General features: G+C 57.9%; 16 protein-coding genes. 10 read left to right on the top strand and 6 right to left on the bottom strand.

Annotated elements, in window-relative coordinates:
• Positions 1–161: 161 nt before the first annotated feature.
• From HLG70_RS07505 to HLG70_RS07480, 6 genes are all read right to left on the bottom strand, one after another.
• Entirely contained in the window at positions 162–578 is a 417-nt protein-coding gene (locus HLG70_RS07505) for a universal stress protein (protein WP_250157077.1), read from the bottom strand.
• 192 nt (positions 579–770) lie between these two features.
• Positions 771–1,523 (bottom strand): arsenical resistance protein ArsH, encoded by a 753-nt coding sequence (gene arsH / locus HLG70_RS07500; RefSeq protein WP_043518469.1) that lies wholly within the window; start codon positions 1,521–1,523, stop codon positions 771–773.
• A gap of 10 nt (positions 1,524–1,533) precedes the next feature.
• Positions 1,534–2,790, bottom strand: a complete 1,257-nt coding sequence (locus HLG70_RS07495; protein WP_171662372.1) for an MFS transporter — start codon at positions 2,788–2,790, stop codon at positions 1,534–1,536.
• 3 nt (positions 2,791–2,793) lie between these two features.
• On the bottom strand, positions 2,794–3,219 hold the full coding sequence (gene arsC, locus HLG70_RS07490; RefSeq protein ID WP_171662373.1) for an arsenate reductase (glutaredoxin): 426 nt from the start codon (positions 3,217–3,219) through the stop codon (positions 2,794–2,796).
• Between the two features lie 8 nt (positions 3,220–3,227).
• Complete coding sequence (locus HLG70_RS07485) at positions 3,228–4,313, bottom strand: ArsO family NAD(P)H-dependent flavin-containing monooxygenase (protein ID WP_171662374.1); 1,086 nt, start codon at positions 4,311–4,313, stop codon at positions 3,228–3,230.
• A complete protein-coding gene (locus HLG70_RS07480) occupies positions 4,313–4,636 on the bottom strand; it encodes an ArsR/SmtB family transcription factor (RefSeq protein WP_008163563.1) in 324 nt (107 codons plus the stop codon). Before HLG70_RS07480 ends, HLG70_RS07485 begins: the two co-directional genes overlap by 1 nt.
• 66 nt (positions 4,637–4,702) lie before the next feature.
• Here HLG70_RS07480 and HLG70_RS29715 point away from each other — a divergent pair, with 66 nt between their 5' ends.
• The 10 genes from HLG70_RS29715 (at position 4,703) to HLG70_RS07430 (ending at position 13,620) form a co-directional block, all read left to right on the top strand.
• On the top strand, positions 4,703–5,170 hold the full coding sequence (locus HLG70_RS29715) for an ArsR/SmtB family transcription factor (RefSeq protein ID WP_434082299.1): 468 nt from the start codon (positions 4,703–4,705) through the stop codon (positions 5,168–5,170).
• A 123-nt stretch (positions 5,171–5,293) separates the two neighbouring features.
• Positions 5,294–6,316 (top strand): phosphate ABC transporter substrate-binding protein PstS, encoded by a 1,023-nt coding sequence (gene pstS / locus HLG70_RS07470; protein ID WP_213697164.1) that lies wholly within the window; start codon positions 5,294–5,296, stop codon positions 6,314–6,316.
• Between the two features lie 94 nt (positions 6,317–6,410).
• Positions 6,411–7,400, top strand: a complete 990-nt coding sequence (pstC, locus tag HLG70_RS07465) for a phosphate ABC transporter permease subunit PstC (RefSeq protein WP_171662375.1) — start codon at positions 6,411–6,413, stop codon at positions 7,398–7,400.
• The gene (gene pstA / locus HLG70_RS07460; RefSeq protein WP_171662376.1) at positions 7,397–8,257 is read left to right on the top strand and encodes a phosphate ABC transporter permease PstA; all 861 of its coding nucleotides are present in this window, start codon (positions 7,397–7,399) and stop codon (positions 8,255–8,257) included. The genes pstC and pstA overlap by 4 nt, the downstream gene beginning before the upstream one ends.
• Entirely contained in the window at positions 8,250–9,101 is an 852-nt protein-coding gene (gene pstB, locus HLG70_RS07455; protein ID WP_420796114.1) for a phosphate ABC transporter ATP-binding protein PstB, read from the top strand. Before pstA ends, pstB begins: the two co-directional genes overlap by 8 nt.
• 63 nt (positions 9,102–9,164) lie before the next feature.
• A complete protein-coding gene (locus HLG70_RS07450; RefSeq protein WP_171662377.1) occupies positions 9,165–9,542 on the top strand; it encodes an ArsR/SmtB family transcription factor in 378 nt (125 codons plus the stop codon).
• Positions 9,539–10,045, top strand: a complete 507-nt coding sequence (locus HLG70_RS07445; RefSeq protein ID WP_008163574.1) for an arsenate reductase ArsC — start codon at positions 9,539–9,541, stop codon at positions 10,043–10,045. Before HLG70_RS07450 ends, HLG70_RS07445 begins: the two co-directional genes overlap by 4 nt.
• Before the next feature lie 78 nt (positions 10,046–10,123).
• Positions 10,124–10,483, top strand: a complete 360-nt coding sequence (gene arsD / locus HLG70_RS07440) for an arsenite efflux transporter metallochaperone ArsD (RefSeq protein ID WP_171662646.1) — start codon at positions 10,124–10,126, stop codon at positions 10,481–10,483.
• Between the two features lie 10 nt (positions 10,484–10,493).
• Positions 10,494–12,284: an arsenical pump-driving ATPase gene (gene arsA, locus HLG70_RS07435; protein ID WP_171662378.1), complete on the top strand. Its 1,791-nt coding sequence runs from the start codon at positions 10,494–10,496 to the stop codon at positions 12,282–12,284.
• A 52-nt stretch (positions 12,285–12,336) separates the two neighbouring features.
• Complete coding sequence (locus HLG70_RS07430; protein ID WP_171662379.1) at positions 12,337–13,620, top strand: arsenic transporter; 1,284 nt, start codon at positions 12,337–12,339, stop codon at positions 13,618–13,620.
• The last annotated feature ends 50 nt before the right edge of the window (positions 13,621–13,670 follow it).

Genomic DNA, 13,670 nt, shown 5'->3' with positions numbered 1-13,670 from the left:
GATATACAGCATCCGTTTTGGCAGACTCGGATGTCGGGAGTGGGTCGGAAGCGGTCGGCCGCCTCGAGCCAATTTCCGACCAGGACACGGCCAACTTCAGTGAACCAAATCTCAAGTTGAATGAAATTCGACAGCATGGTCCAACCGGCGCAAAGCCGACATCAGGGCAGAATCAACACCGCGACATCTGCGCGCGTGAGGAGGTCTTTCCAGGGGAGTCCTATCACGGCATTTCTGATGCCGCCCGAGTGCGACTTTCCCGCAACGATCAGATCGGCATCGATTTCTCGGCCATAACCCAAAAGCGCTTCAATTGGGTCACCCGCGAGAACCTCTAAGCGCGGATGCAGCGCTCGCTGCCGTGCCAAAGACGTGATCACGCCCCATTCATCGGCAATCTGTCTTCGCACGCCTTCCACAAACTCATCTTCCGATGCACACAAGAGCTCATCCAGCTTCGGCCGCAGAGCGAGAAAGGTCAGCGCCGAATGGTTGGCCGCAGCCAAATCCAACAGCCCAAGCAACGAGGAATGGCTCAGATGCGCCGGATCGAAATCAACCAATATGCGTGTAAACATGGCGTCCGTCCTGAAGCCCAAGCCGCACCCTTGGTCTCGGTGGTCAGACTCGCCGATCAACCGAGCCTCAATGTTCGCCAACGGACTTCCGCTGTACCAATCAAATGGTTCGATATGTCCAGGTATATGGAATTAATTTCCATCCGTCAAGGCCAATACGTACTCGACCGCCGAGCCGGCAGGCCGAGGTCTCTACTGGGCTTGCTCCTCATGCACCATCGCTTCGCGGCCGAGGCGCGCGATCTCTTCAGCCATGCCTTTGCGCTCGCTGTACCGGTCCGTAAGATAGTCGCTTCGATCTCGCACCAGCAAGGTGAACTTGTAGAGCTCTTCCATGACGTCGACCACCCGGTCGTAGTACGGCGATGGCTTCATGCGGCCGGCTTCATCAAACTCCTGGAAGGCTTTGGCCACCGACGACTGATTCGGAATGGTCACCATCCGCATCCAGCGCCCCAGCACGCGTAGCGCGTTCACGGCGTTGAAAGACTGGGAACCACCCGAAACCTGCATCACTGCCAGGGTGCGGCCTTGTGTGGGACGTACGCTACCGGTTTCCAGTGGCAGCCAATCGATCTGGCTCTTGAATACCCCCGTAATCGTGCCGTGCCGCTCGGGGCTACACCAAACCTGGCCTTCGGACCACATCGACAGTGCTCTGAGTTCGGCCACCTTGGGATGGTCCGCGGGAACGCTGTCCGGCAAAGGCAAACCACTAGGATCGAAGATCCGCGTCTCCGCACCAAGTCGCGTCAAGATTCGGGCGGCTTCTTCGGTCAGAAGGCGGCTGTATGAGCGTTCGCGCAGAGAACCGTACAACAGCAGGATACGGGGCGGATGCGTCGTGCCTACAGCCAGCGACAGCTTGTCGTGCGTGGGCAAATCCAGCAATGTTTCGTCCATGCTGGGGAGATTGAGATCGGAAGGGGAAGAATACGTCGTCATTGCAAAACACTCACTCGGGCAAAAATTGTAATTTCGGGCGGCTGAGCCACGCTGCCAGCCAGAAGCTGGCCGCCAGTAGGACAGCCACTACAAGGATGGCGACTAGGACGCCATCGTAGGAAGAGCCAATCGTCCAAAGCGCTGCCGCACCCACGGGCGCCGCGGCGCGCGCGAATGTCATTGGCACAGTCAAAAGTCCGTTGATCGCTCCATAGGCATCTCGGCTCAGCATTTCCGGCACGACCATGCCCCGCACGATCGTGAATATGCCGTTGGCGCCACCGTAGACCACACAGATGGTCGCCACCACAAAGAAATCCGCATGTAGGTAGGCGAGGGCACCAAAGGCCATCGGGAAAACGGACACCACGGCCGTGCCCACTGTCCGCATCGAGGCGCGGGCCGCAAATAGGCTTATCACGATCCGGCCCGCCACCTGTGCCGGTCCAATCAACGCGATAGCCTGAACCACAGCGGCGGTGTCGATGCCACGTTCACGTAACAGGGGGTACATGTGGAACGTAAAGGCGGAAAACATTGCCGCGTATGCCGTCAGTGACAGTAGCAGCGCCCAAAAGACGGGTCGTCGCAGTGCCTCCTGAACGGCCAGGCGATTTCTAGTGCGCTGCTCAACAGGATTAGCAGTACCGACAAGCTTGGCATCTCGACCTGGCTGGATGAACAACAGGTAGGCCCCCGTGCAGATGATGGTGTTAACCGCCGCAAGTACCATCAGCGCCTCGCGCCAGCCCCAATCACTTAATAGCCATTGCACCAGTGGAATGAAGACTGTGCTTGCAAATCCTCCCCACAGTGTCAGTGCGGTGATGCCTGCCCGGGAATGGCTGGGACCGACTCGACGTGCGACTACGGCGAACGCCGGCTCATAAAGGGTCGCTGCCTGCAGCGCGCCTATTCCTGCTACCAGCACATAGAAGGCAGCCAAGGACGTCACTTGAGACCAAAGCATCAACAATGCGCCAGCGAGCAGTGACGATAGCCCCATCACCCAACGGCCGTACCCACGGTCGACCGCAACGCCGACTGGATATGCCGCCAGCGCAGCGAGGACTAGCCCTAGCGTGGCAGCACCATAAAGGTCAGGCTTGCTCCAGCCGAGCTCCTGGCCCATCGCCTCGGCAATCAACGGAAAGCTGTAGTACAGCGATCCCCAGGAGCAGATCTGCCCAATGCCTAACGCGGTGATCAATCCGTGCGCTTTCTCGGCGGGAGCGGCGGCTGCGGCGACTGTCGAAGCGACTGGCATGGCTCAGCGCACGCGCTTTCCGCTTTCGTCGATGACAACTTCACCATCTTCTTTGGTGAACGGGCCGCGCTGAGGGGCTTCCAGAATATCCAGCACTACCTCGGACGGTCGGCACAGGCGCACACCAGCGGGCGTCACGACAAACGGGCGATTGATCAAGATCGGGTGTGCCAGCATGGCGTCAATTAACTGATCATCGCTCAGGGATTCGTTGTCCAATCCCAGCTCCAGGTACGGCGTACCCTTCTGCCGAATCGCCTCCCGCACGGTCAGGCCGGCCCGAGCAATAAGATCGACCAGCGTTGCGCGATCGGGCGGCGCCTGCAGATACTCGATGACTTGCGGCTCAATCCCCGCGTTGCGAATCAGCGCAAGCGTGTTTCGGGAGGTGCCACATTGGGGGTTGTGGAAGATAGTGACAGTGTTCATATGCGTGATTAAGAGGTGAGGGAAGAAGCGTTTTCGACGAATGCAGCTACTTCGGCCGCGGTAGATTTGGCGGTGCGCATGATGCCGATGAGCGTGGCGGAGGCGAATCCGGTCCATTCGCCGTAACCAACGAGCCACAAGCCCGGGACATTTACGGATTGGGTGCCGGAGACCTGAACCCTGCCGTCAGCCTCTACGACGCCCAGTGTGGCCAGATGACCTAACGCAGGCCGGAAACCGGTGCACCACACGACGGCATCCACGGACGACTCTGTTCCGTCCGGCCAGACGACGCCATTGCGGGTAAAGCGGGAGAAAGGGCGCAGGGAATGAAGTACCCCACGGTCGCGAGCCGCGCGTACTGGCGGCACCATGACGACATCGCCGAATCCGCCGGGCAAATCTTCGGGCGGACTGCCCGACTGGATCGCCTGCCAACGTGCCGTCGCTCTTTCAAAAAGCACCCGTCCATCAACGTCATCCGGCAGAAATAACGGCTCGGCGGGCGTGACCCAGGTAGTCTGGGCGACTTCGGATAGCTCGGCGAGAATCTGTGCTCCAGAATTGCCCCCGCCGACAACCAGCACACGCTTGCCGATATATGGCGCAGGCGAGCGATAGTGCGCAGAATGCACCTGCTCTCCCTGGAAGATGTCATGGCCTTCGTACGAAGGGATGAATGGCGCGCTCCACGTGCCTGTGGCGCTAACCACGGCCGTCGCTCGCCAATCGCCCTGGTTCGTCTTGATGACGAACCCGAAATCCGCCTGCTGTACCGCCTCGACGAGAACGGGCCGCTCAACACGAAAACCGTAGCGCCGTTCATACTGTGAGAGATAGTCGACAACCTGATCGCGCGTGGGATAGCCCTGCGTCGGCGGCATTGGCCAGCCGGGTAGCGAGCTCCACTGCGCAGGCGAAAAGAGGTGTAGCGAGTCCCACCCGTGACGCCAAGCAGCGCCCGGTCCGGTCTCGGCATCCAGAAGCACAACTTTCAACGCGGTGCGTTTGAGGAAGTACGCCAGAGCCAACGCGCTTTGGCCAGCACCCACGATGACGACATCTGCCCAGCGGTCCTGAGAAGAAACGTCCATTAGGCGTCCTCGGTGGCGTCTGAGGGGGACGGCGCTGACACGCCGCTGCAGCACTCCGCGGTAAGGTAATTCACCAAGTTGTCCATCAATTCGATGTTTGCTCGGTAGCGCATGAATCGGCCTTCCTGCTCAACGGTGAGCAGTTGCGCCTGTGTCAGGGCCTTAAGGTGAAATGAAAGGTTGGTGGGCGGAATGGCCAGTTCTGTAGCGATCTGCCCGGCAACGCACCCATGAGGGGCCGCTCGGACGAGCAGGCGAAAAATGTCCAGCCGCACGCCCGAGGCTAGGGATTCAAAAATGGTGACAGCGGAATCTTTGTTCATCGATCAATACTACAACAACTGTTGAACTATTGAAATACCTCATCTGGACTGTCATTCAATTGTCATATGACAGGAAGAACATGTCTGGAATTTACGACAGATGGAAATGAGATGGAGCACATCAATCCCCCTGCAGCGCGCCCTCAGGCCGTCGTACGCGCGCTCGCCCCGGCAAGACCTTCACACACCACAGCGTTTGAAGCCGTCTCGACCTTCACGGCGCTCAGCCATTCGACACGACTAGGTATCTTCAGGATGCTGATTCGCCAGGAACCGCGTGGCATGGATGCGGGGGAAATTGCAATGGTGGTAGGAGGGCCGCGTAGTACGGTGTCGCAACATTTGGCGGGGCTTGCGAAAGCCGGCCTGATCGTCGGCAATAGAACCGGCGACTGTGTTCGCTATAGGGCGCGGCTGGGCGGAATCTATGGCCTATTGGAGTTCATCTTAGAGGACTGCTGCGCAACGGAACCCTGCGGCTGCTTGCCGGATGATGCGGAGAACTTTTGGAGTGTCGGCGCGTCGGCTCGGTAGCAATAGTCCCTGTCATAAGCCGTTAACACTTTTTATTCATCATTTCCATACATCACGACATATCGAATAGTTGTGGCGCTGGGGCCAATGGGGCCTTCAACGTACCTACACAGGAGAATAAGCATGTTTGTACAGGCCAAAAGATACGCCGCCGGATTGGGCATTTTCATCGCACTCGGCATGGGTGCAGCTCAGGCCGCGGATATCACAGGTGCGGGATCCACGTTCGTCTACCCAATCCTGTCGAAATGGTCCGACACTTACAACACCAAAACGGGCAACAAGATCAACTATCAATCGATCGGCTCAGGCGGAGGGATCGCTCAGATCAAGGCTGGAACCGTTGACTTCGGCGCCTCGGACAAGCCGTTGCCTCCAAAAGAGCTCGACGAGGCTGGATTGGGTCAATTTCCTGTTGTTATCGGCGGCGTAGTCCCCGTGATCAATATCGCCGGCGTCGAGCCGGGCAAGCTGCGATTCACGGGTCCACTGCTTGCCGATATCTACCTGGGAAAGATCCAAAAATGGAACGACAAGGCCATTGCTGACCTGAATCCGGAAGTTAAGCTCCCCGACGCAAAGATCACGGTGGTGCACCGTTCCGACGGCTCAGGAACTACCTTCAACTGGGTCAATTACCTATCCAAGATCAGCCCCGAGTGGCAAAGCAAAGTGGGGGAGGGCACCTCTGTGCAATGGCCGGTGGGCGTCGGGGGTAAAGGCAATGAAGGCGTCGCTGCGTATGTCAAACAAATCAAGAACTCCATTGGCTACGTCGAACTTGCGTATGCGCTGCAGAACAAGATGTCCTATGCCGCGGTGAAAAATTCGGAAGGCAATTTTGTCGCGCCCAGCGACAAGACATTCCAGTCGGCTGCCGCTCACGCCGACTGGAAGAATGCGCAGGACTTCCACCTGGTGATCACTAACGCACCCGGTGCTGACGCTTGGCCTATCTCGGCGACAGTGTTCGTCATGATGTACAAGCAGCCCAAAGATGCTGGCCGTACAGCGGCAACGCTCGATTTCTTCAAATGGGCTCTGGAAAATGGCCAGCATGAAGCCGAGGCGTTGGACTATGTCCCGCTGCCGAAGGAGCTTATTGCTCAGATCGAAAGCTATTGGGCCGCACAAATCAAGCGCTAAACCGAGGCCGACGATCTGCGCCAGGCGCCGCACACCATCGGCATGACGTGGCGGGATCGTCGACCAACTGGCCGCTTTTAAAAGGCTGATGTAAATGTCGAACAATCCGGGACTTAATCCCGCGCTAACACTGCACACGGACGAGCTGCGATCTCGGCGAGACGCCGCATCGGACAGGGTGTTTCGCCGCACTGTTGCCGTTGCTGGCATCTTCGTACTTGTGTCGTTGAGCGGAGCCGCGCTTTCTATGCTTTGGGGGGGAAGGCTCGCGTTCAGTACGTTTGGCTTCGAATTCCTCTGGTCAAGCGAATGGGATGCCGTCAATCACAAATTCGGCGCGTTGGTACCGATCTATGGAACATTAGTGACGGCTCTGATTGCCATGCTAATTGCCGTACCGGTGAGTTTTGGGGTCGCCTACTACCTCACAGAAGTGGCGCCGAAATGGCTGCGCCAACCTGTGGCCTCAGCGATTGAATTGCTGGCGGGCATTCCATCGATCATCTATGGCATGTGGGGGCTCTTTGTCTTCGTGCCGGTGATGGCCGAGTATGTGAATCCCTGGCTTGACGAGCACCTCGGAGCACTGCCATTTGTCGGCGTGCTTTTTTCCGGCCCGCCGCTTGGCATGGGCATGCTGACCGCCGGCATCGTCCTGGCCATCATGGTCGTGCCCTTCATCACGTCCGTGATGCGTGAGGTGTTCCTTACCGTACCTCGTCAATTGAAAGAATCCGCGTACGCCCTGGGTTCTACCACCTGGGAGGTTGTCTGGAACATCGTGTTGCCACACACGCGTTCGGCGGTCATTGGCGGAATATTCCTGGGGCTGGGAAGGGCGTTGGGCGAGACTATGGCGGTGACCTTCGTGCTCGGTAATGCGCATCGGCTGACCGCTTCGTTGCTGGAGCCAGGCAACTCAATCGCGGCGACCATCGCCAACGAATTCACCGAAGCCGACTCGGACATCTACCTGTCTTCGTTGATCGCGCTGGGCTTTCTGCTGTTTGTCGTGACCTTCATCGTCCTTGCTATCGCCAAACTGATGCTGAACCGGCTGAATCGCCAGGAGGGACGGCTATGACTCCACATGGTCTGCGACTGCAACGCGTGCGCGCCGCCCGAAATCTGGTGTCGGTAGCGCTCTCGATGGCCGCTACTCTCTTTGGATTATTTTGGCTGATATGGATCCTGTGGACCACCGTCACCAAGGGGTTAGGCGCCCTGAAATGGGACCTTTTCATCAAGATGACGCCACCCCCAGGGGCCGACGGTGGGCTGGCCAACGCCTTGTTTGGAAGTTTGGTCATGAGCGTGGTTGCCATTCTGTTGGGTACACCTATAGGGATCGCTGCTGGCACATATCTGGCCGAATATGTGAATCGCCACAGAATCGGCGCAATGATTCGGTTTGTGAATGACATCCTCCTCTCGGCGCCTTCAATTGTGTTGGGGCTGTTTGTGTACGAACTGGTGGTACGGCAGACGGGACACTTTTCTGGATGGGCTGGCGCGATTGCATTGGCATTCATCGTGCTTCCCGTTGTGGTCCGCACCACCGATGAGATGCTGCAATTGGTTCCAAGCCAAATGCGCGAAGCCGCGCTCGCGCTAGGGGTGCCCCAGTGGAAGGTGACGATTCAAGTGTTGTTCCGGGCTGCGCTGCCAGGCATCACAACAGGCGTTTTGTTGGCCTTGGCACGAATCAGCGGCGAGACAGCCCCGTTGCTGTTCACAGCGTTGAACAATCAATACTGGAATTCAGACCTGAGCGCGCCAATGGCGAGCGTGCCTGCGGTCATCTTCCAATATGCGATGAGTCCATACGAAAGCTGGCACGCGCTGGCCTGGGCGGGCGCATTCGTTGTCACGATGTTCGTACTACTTCTGAGCTTGCTATCGCGCGCAATCTTGTCACGCAACAAGGTGAATCATGACTGAATTTGCTCTTCCGCCCTCACTACTTGGGGCTACTGCGGCCGGAGCTATGGCTGCGCGCAGCGCACCCTTGGCGGATCCCGCCACCACGCCGCAACCGAAAGTAGTGACTAGGGATCTATGCTTCTACTACAAGGGCGCGCAGGCGCTCAAGAACGTCAACATTGAACTTGCCGGTAATCGTGTGACCGCACTTATTGGACCTTCTGGTTGCGGAAAGTCCACGCTCCTGCGCATCTTCAACCGGATCTATGCGATCTACCCCGGGTTAGAGGCCCGGGGGGAGGTCCTGCTGGACAATCAGAACATCCTCGATTCGCAGTACTCGATAAATCGCCTGCGCAGCAAGGTCGGAATGGTGTTTCAAAAGCCAGTCCCATTTCCGATGTCCATCTATGACAACGTCGCATACGCAATCAAGCACTATGAGCGTTTACCAAAAGCTGAGATGGATGCGCGCGTGGAAGCTGCGTTGCGAAACGCGGCTCTCTGGGACGAGGTGAAGGACAAGCTGAACCAGAATGCGCTAGGCCTGTCCGGCGGCCAGCAACAACGGCTCTGCATTGCACGCGCAATTGCTCTGCGGCCGGAGGTATTGTTGCTCGACGAACCGACATCGGCGCTAGACCCCATCTCCACCGCAAAAATAGAACAGTTGATCGCCGAGTTGAAGAAGGACTACACCGTGCTAATTGTGACCCACAACATGCAGCAGGCGGCGCGGTGCTCCGACTACACAGGCTTCATGTGCGCAGGTGAGCTTGTGGAGATGAGCAGAACTGACGACCTGTTCACCAAGCCCAAGCGCGAACAGACCTCTGACTACATCACCGGACGATTTGGCTAGACATTGACCCTGAATGGCAAGGAAGGGCTTTACAGATTTCGATCATTCCATTAAAGTCGAATTATGGAAATGAAAGACGCTGTTAAAGCCCTAGCTGCGATTGGTCATGAGTCGCGCCTGACCGTCTACCGCCTCTTGGTCCAGGCCGGCCCCGCGGGTTTGCCTGCGGGCCAACTCGCCGAAAAGACGGGGATTCCCCCATCGTCACTCTCTTTTCATTTGAAGGAGTTGGTGCACGCCGGCTTATTGGCCTCGCGGCAAGAGGGCAGATTCGTCATCTATGAAGCTCGATTCGAATCTATGGCTGAACTCCTTGCCTATCTGACTGACAACTGCTGCGGTGGCGAACCGTGCGCACCTACAAACATTGCCGCGTGCCCATCGCCCGCATCTGCTCGCGCTCGGCGCTCTAGAACCTCTCTTGAGGAGTCCACATCATGACTGACAAGGTCTACAACGTTTTATTCCTGTGCACTGGCAATTCGGCGCGCAGCATCATGGCCGAAGCGCTGCTCAATTCATTGGGGAAGGGCCGATTTCATGCATATAGCGCTGGCAGCCATCCCGGCGGCCAGGTGAACCCGTTCGCTATCGAGAAAGTTCAAGTCCTGAACTATCCGCTGGAAAGTCTGCGCAGCAAGAGCTGGGACGAGTTTGCCAGCCCCGACGCGCCGCAAATGGACTTCATCATCACCGTCTGCGATAACGCTGCGGGCGAGGTGTGCCCAGTCTGGCCTGGTCAGCCGATCTCGGCCCATTGGGGGTTTGAGGATCCGGCGGCCGCCGTTGGGACCGACGACGAAAAGCGCCGCGTTTTTGAGAAGGTCTTCCGACAGATCTCTGCGCGAATCAATATTTTTGCGAACTTGCCCATCGCGGCGCTAGACAAGGCAGCCATTCACCGTGAATTGCAGCAAATAGGCGAGCATCCGGCCACCGCGTAGCGCGCGGTACACGGCTCGTGGTCGACATCCATGAGCTTTTTTTTGAACGAACATTTCGAAAATAGTTGGATTATCAAAATGAAAACCATACGAATCTTCGATCCGGCGTTGTGCTGCAGCACTGGCGTCTGCGGCACCGACATAGATCAAGCTCTGGTCACGTGCGCAGCGGACATTGATTGGGCGAAGCGACAAGGAGCCCGCATCGAGCGCCTGAACTTGGCTCAGCAGCCCCTGGAGTTCGCCCAAAACGCTGTCGTGAGCGCATTTCTCGCGCGCTCGGGAGCAGACTCCCTTCCATTGACACTGATCGACGATGAGATCGCGCTGGCCGGTAGATATCCGACGCGTAGCGAACTCTCGCGCTGGGCCGGTATCAACGGTGAGTCCACCTCCAAGGGGCAATCAACATGCTGCGGTGGAAATAGAAGCTGCTAAGGAGATGATTATGAAGTTCCTGGACGAAACACCCAGGTTTATGTTTTTCACGGGCAAAGGCGGGGTTGGGAAGACTTCGCTCGCCTGCGCTACTGCCGTCACGTTAGCGGAGCAGGGCGCGCGAGTGTTGCTCGTTAGTACCGACCCAGCCTCGAATGTCGGCCAAGTGTTCAATACAGAAATCGGCAATCGCGTCACGGCTATTGAGGCGGTTCGCAACCTTTCGGCCCTGGAGATCGATCCTCAAGGTGCTGCACAACAGTACCGCAATCGCATCGTTGATCCCGTGCGCGGCGTATTGCCAGACGACGTCGTGCGGGGAATCGAAGAATCTTTGTCCGGCGCCTGCACAACAGAAATTGCAGCATTCGATGAGTTCACATCACTGCTGACTGATGCGAATCTGACATTGGATTTTGATCATGTGATCTTCGATACTGCTCCGACAGGACATACCATCCGTTTGCTCCAGTTGCCTGGAGCTTGGAGCAACTTTCTGGAAGCGGGCCAAGGCGATGCGTCATGCCTTGGTCCCTTGGCAGGTCTGGAAAAGCAGCGCACCCAATATCGGGAGGCCGTCGCTGCACTCGCAGATTCACGCCGCACCCGATTGGTCCTCGTCGCGCGTGCCCAGCGGGCAACGCTGGACGAAGCGGCACGGACCAGTCAAGAGCTGGCGGACATAGGGCTTTCGCAGCAGCACCTGGTGATCAACGGCGTCCTGCCCGCCGCAGCCGTCGAGCATGACGCCCTGGCGGCAGCTGTTTACGAGCGCGAACAGGCTGCTATTGCCGCCATTCCGCCGCGGCTGGCTGCGTTGCCTCAGGACCAGGTGACACTAAAAGCGTTCAACATCGTGGGTTTGGACTCATTGCGAATGCTCCTTAGCGACAAGACCGTGGTCGCGCCTGATGCGGGCAACGGAGTCTCGCCCGCGATTGAGGCCCCCGATCTGGCATCCATCGTCGAAGACATTGCAGCCGATGGGCATGGCTTGGTCATGGTCATGGGGAAGGGTGGAGTGGGGAAGACCACCTTGGCGGCAGCCGTGGCCGTCGAACTCGCGGAACGCGGTTTCCCGGTTCATCTCACCACCTCAGATCCCGCTGCACACTTGGCCCGCACATTGGAAGGCACGTTGCCCCATCTAACGGTAAGCCGAATCGACCCACACACTGAAACCGAACGATATCGACAGCATGTGTTGGCCACGAAAGGGGCAAAGCTGGATGCGGAGGGCAGGGCCTTGTTGGAAGAGGATCTGCGCTCTCCCTGCACCGAAGAGATAGCGGTGTTCGGCGCTTTCTCTCGGATCATCCGCGAGGCAAACACCAAATTTGTCATCATGGACACCGCGCCGACAGGCCATACATTGCTGCTCTTGGACGCAACGGGTGCCTATCATCGCGAGATTGCGCGCCAGATGTCGGGTAGCAATGTCCACTACACCACGCCGATGATGCAGTTGCAGGACCCGGCACAGACAAAGGTCTTACTTGTCACGCTCGCAGAGACGACACCAGTGCTAGAAGCCGCAAATCTCCAGGAAGATCTCCGGCGCGCCGGCATTGAACCCTGGGCATGGTTAATCAACAACAGCATTGCCGCGGCCGGACCGAGTACGCCATTGCTGCGTCAGCGCGCGCGAAATGAGCTCAGCGAAATCAAGACCGTCGCTCAACGCCATGCCAGACGGTACGCCGTAGTTCCCTTGCTGAAAAGCGAGCCAGTCGGCATCCACCGTCTCCGCGAGTTGACGGGATACCACGCTGAAGCCGCGGCGGATCTGCGATCTTCCTGACTGGCCGGGCAACCAGCACAGTTCGTTCTACAAACAAAAAAGAGTTCCCCGAATGTTATTAGCTGCAATAGCGATCTTTGTTCTCACCCTAATACTGGTTATCTGGCAGCCCCGCGGCTTGGGAATAGGATGGAGCGCGAGCCTCGGCGCCGGCCTTGCTCTTCTCGCCGGTGTTGTCCAGATGAGCGATATTCCCGTCGTATGGAATATTGTGTGGAACGCCACGGCAACCTTCATCGCCGTGATCATCATCAGCCTGTTGCTGGATGAGGCGGGCTTCTTCGAGTGGGCAGCTCTGCACGTCGCACGTTGGGGGAAAGGCCATGGCCGTGCGCTGTTCGCACTGATCGTCCTTTTGGGAGCCGCAGTAGCTGCGCTGTTCGCGAACGACGGCGCGGCATTGATACTGACTCCCATCGTGATGGCCATGCTGTTGGCGTTGGGGTTCAGTCCGGCGGCTACCTTGGCGTTCGTCATGGCCGCAGGCTTCATCGCAGACACGGCAAGCCTGCCGCTGATCGTGTCCAACCTCGTCAACATTGTCTCTGCAGACTTCTTCGACATTGGGTTCAACCGCTATGCCGCTGTGATGGTGCCCGTCAACTTTGTTGCGGTCGCTGCCACTCTAATCGTCTTGATGCTCTATTTCCGCAAGAGCATTCCTGCACGCTATGACGCGGATCAGCTAAAGGCCCCCGTTGCGGCCATACGCGATTCGAGCACTTTTCGAGCAGGCTGGATCGTGCTCTTGCTGCTGTTGGTGGGGTTCTTTGGCCTGGAGCCGCTCGGAGTACCAGTCAGCGCTGTGGCAGCTGCGGGCGCGGCAATCTTGCTGCTTGTTGCCGGGCGCGGCCATATCATTAGCACGCGCAAGGTCATACGAGAGGCGCCTTGGCAGATCGTGGTCTTCTCTTTGGGGATGTACCTAGTCGTATATGGACTGCGCAACGCGGGCTTGACCCAATATCTCGCGGATTTGCTGAGCAAGTTTGCGGAGCAGGGGATCTGGACAGCCACGATGGGCACGGGACTAGTGGCGGCATTTTTGTCGTCAATCATGAACAACATGCCGACCGTGTTAGTGGGAGCCTTGTCGATTGACGCAAGCCAGGCCAGCGGTGTGGTCAAGGAAGCAATGATCTACGCCAATGTGATCGGCAGCGACTTGGGCCCAAAGGTCACTCCGATTGGCAGCTTGGCTACATTGCTCTGGCTGCACGTGCTTCAGCGTAAGGGAATGACGATCTCTTGGGGTTACTACTTCAAGGTTGGCATCGTGCTGACGCTCCCGGTGCTTTTGGTGACACTTGCCGCTTTGGCAATAAGGCTTGGCTAGCACACACGAGTCTTTAGTTTGTGGGGCGCACCCAACTTAGCATCTGAAAA

The sequence above is a fragment of the Achromobacter deleyi genome (genome assembly GCF_013116765.2).
In the GTDB taxonomy this organism is placed as follows: domain Bacteria; phylum Pseudomonadota; class Gammaproteobacteria; order Burkholderiales; family Burkholderiaceae_B; genus Achromobacter; species Achromobacter deleyi_A.
The sequence above is the reverse complement of the archived record's forward strand: the minus strand, read 5'-3'. Positions and strand labels throughout refer to the sequence as shown.

Coding starts and splice junctions, on each gene's coding strand:
- HLG70_RS07495 (WP_171662372.1), bottom strand. CDS start 2,790: ATGCCAGTCGCTTCGACAGTCGCCGCAGCCGCCGCTCCCGCCGAGAAA.
- HLG70_RS07485 (WP_171662374.1), bottom strand. CDS start 4,313: ATGGACGTTTCTTCTCAGGACCGCTGGGCAGATGTCGTCATCGTGGGT.
- arsH (WP_043518469.1), bottom strand. CDS start 1,523: ATGACGACGTATTCTTCCCCTTCCGATCTCAATCTCCCCAGCATGGAC.
- HLG70_RS07505 (WP_250157077.1), bottom strand. CDS start 578: ATGTTTACACGCATATTGGTTGATTTCGATCCGGCGCATCTGAGCCAT.
- pstS (WP_213697164.1), top strand. CDS start 5,294: ATGTTTGTACAGGCCAAAAGATACGCCGCCGGATTGGGCATTTTCATC.
- arsC (WP_171662373.1), bottom strand. CDS start 3,219: ATGAACACTGTCACTATCTTCCACAACCCCCAATGTGGCACCTCCCGA.
- HLG70_RS07445 (WP_008163574.1), top strand. CDS start 9,539: ATGACTGACAAGGTCTACAACGTTTTATTCCTGTGCACTGGCAATTCG.
- HLG70_RS07430 (WP_171662379.1), top strand. CDS start 12,337: ATGTTATTAGCTGCAATAGCGATCTTTGTTCTCACCCTAATACTGGTT.
- pstA (WP_171662376.1), top strand. CDS start 7,397: ATGACTCCACATGGTCTGCGACTGCAACGCGTGCGCGCCGCCCGAAAT.
- arsA (WP_171662378.1), top strand. CDS start 10,494: ATGAAGTTCCTGGACGAAACACCCAGGTTTATGTTTTTCACGGGCAAA.
- HLG70_RS29715 (WP_434082299.1), top strand. CDS start 4,703: ATGACAGGAAGAACATGTCTGGAATTTACGACAGATGGAAATGAGATG.
- pstC (WP_171662375.1), top strand. CDS start 6,411: ATGTCGAACAATCCGGGACTTAATCCCGCGCTAACACTGCACACGGAC.
- HLG70_RS07450 (WP_171662377.1), top strand. CDS start 9,165: ATGGAAATGAAAGACGCTGTTAAAGCCCTAGCTGCGATTGGTCATGAG.
- HLG70_RS07480 (WP_008163563.1), bottom strand. CDS start 4,636: ATGAACAAAGATTCCGCTGTCACCATTTTTGAATCCCTAGCCTCGGGC.
- arsD (WP_171662646.1), top strand. CDS start 10,124: ATGAAAACCATACGAATCTTCGATCCGGCGTTGTGCTGCAGCACTGGC.
- pstB (WP_420796114.1), top strand. CDS start 8,250: ATGACTGAATTTGCTCTTCCGCCCTCACTACTTGGGGCTACTGCGGCC.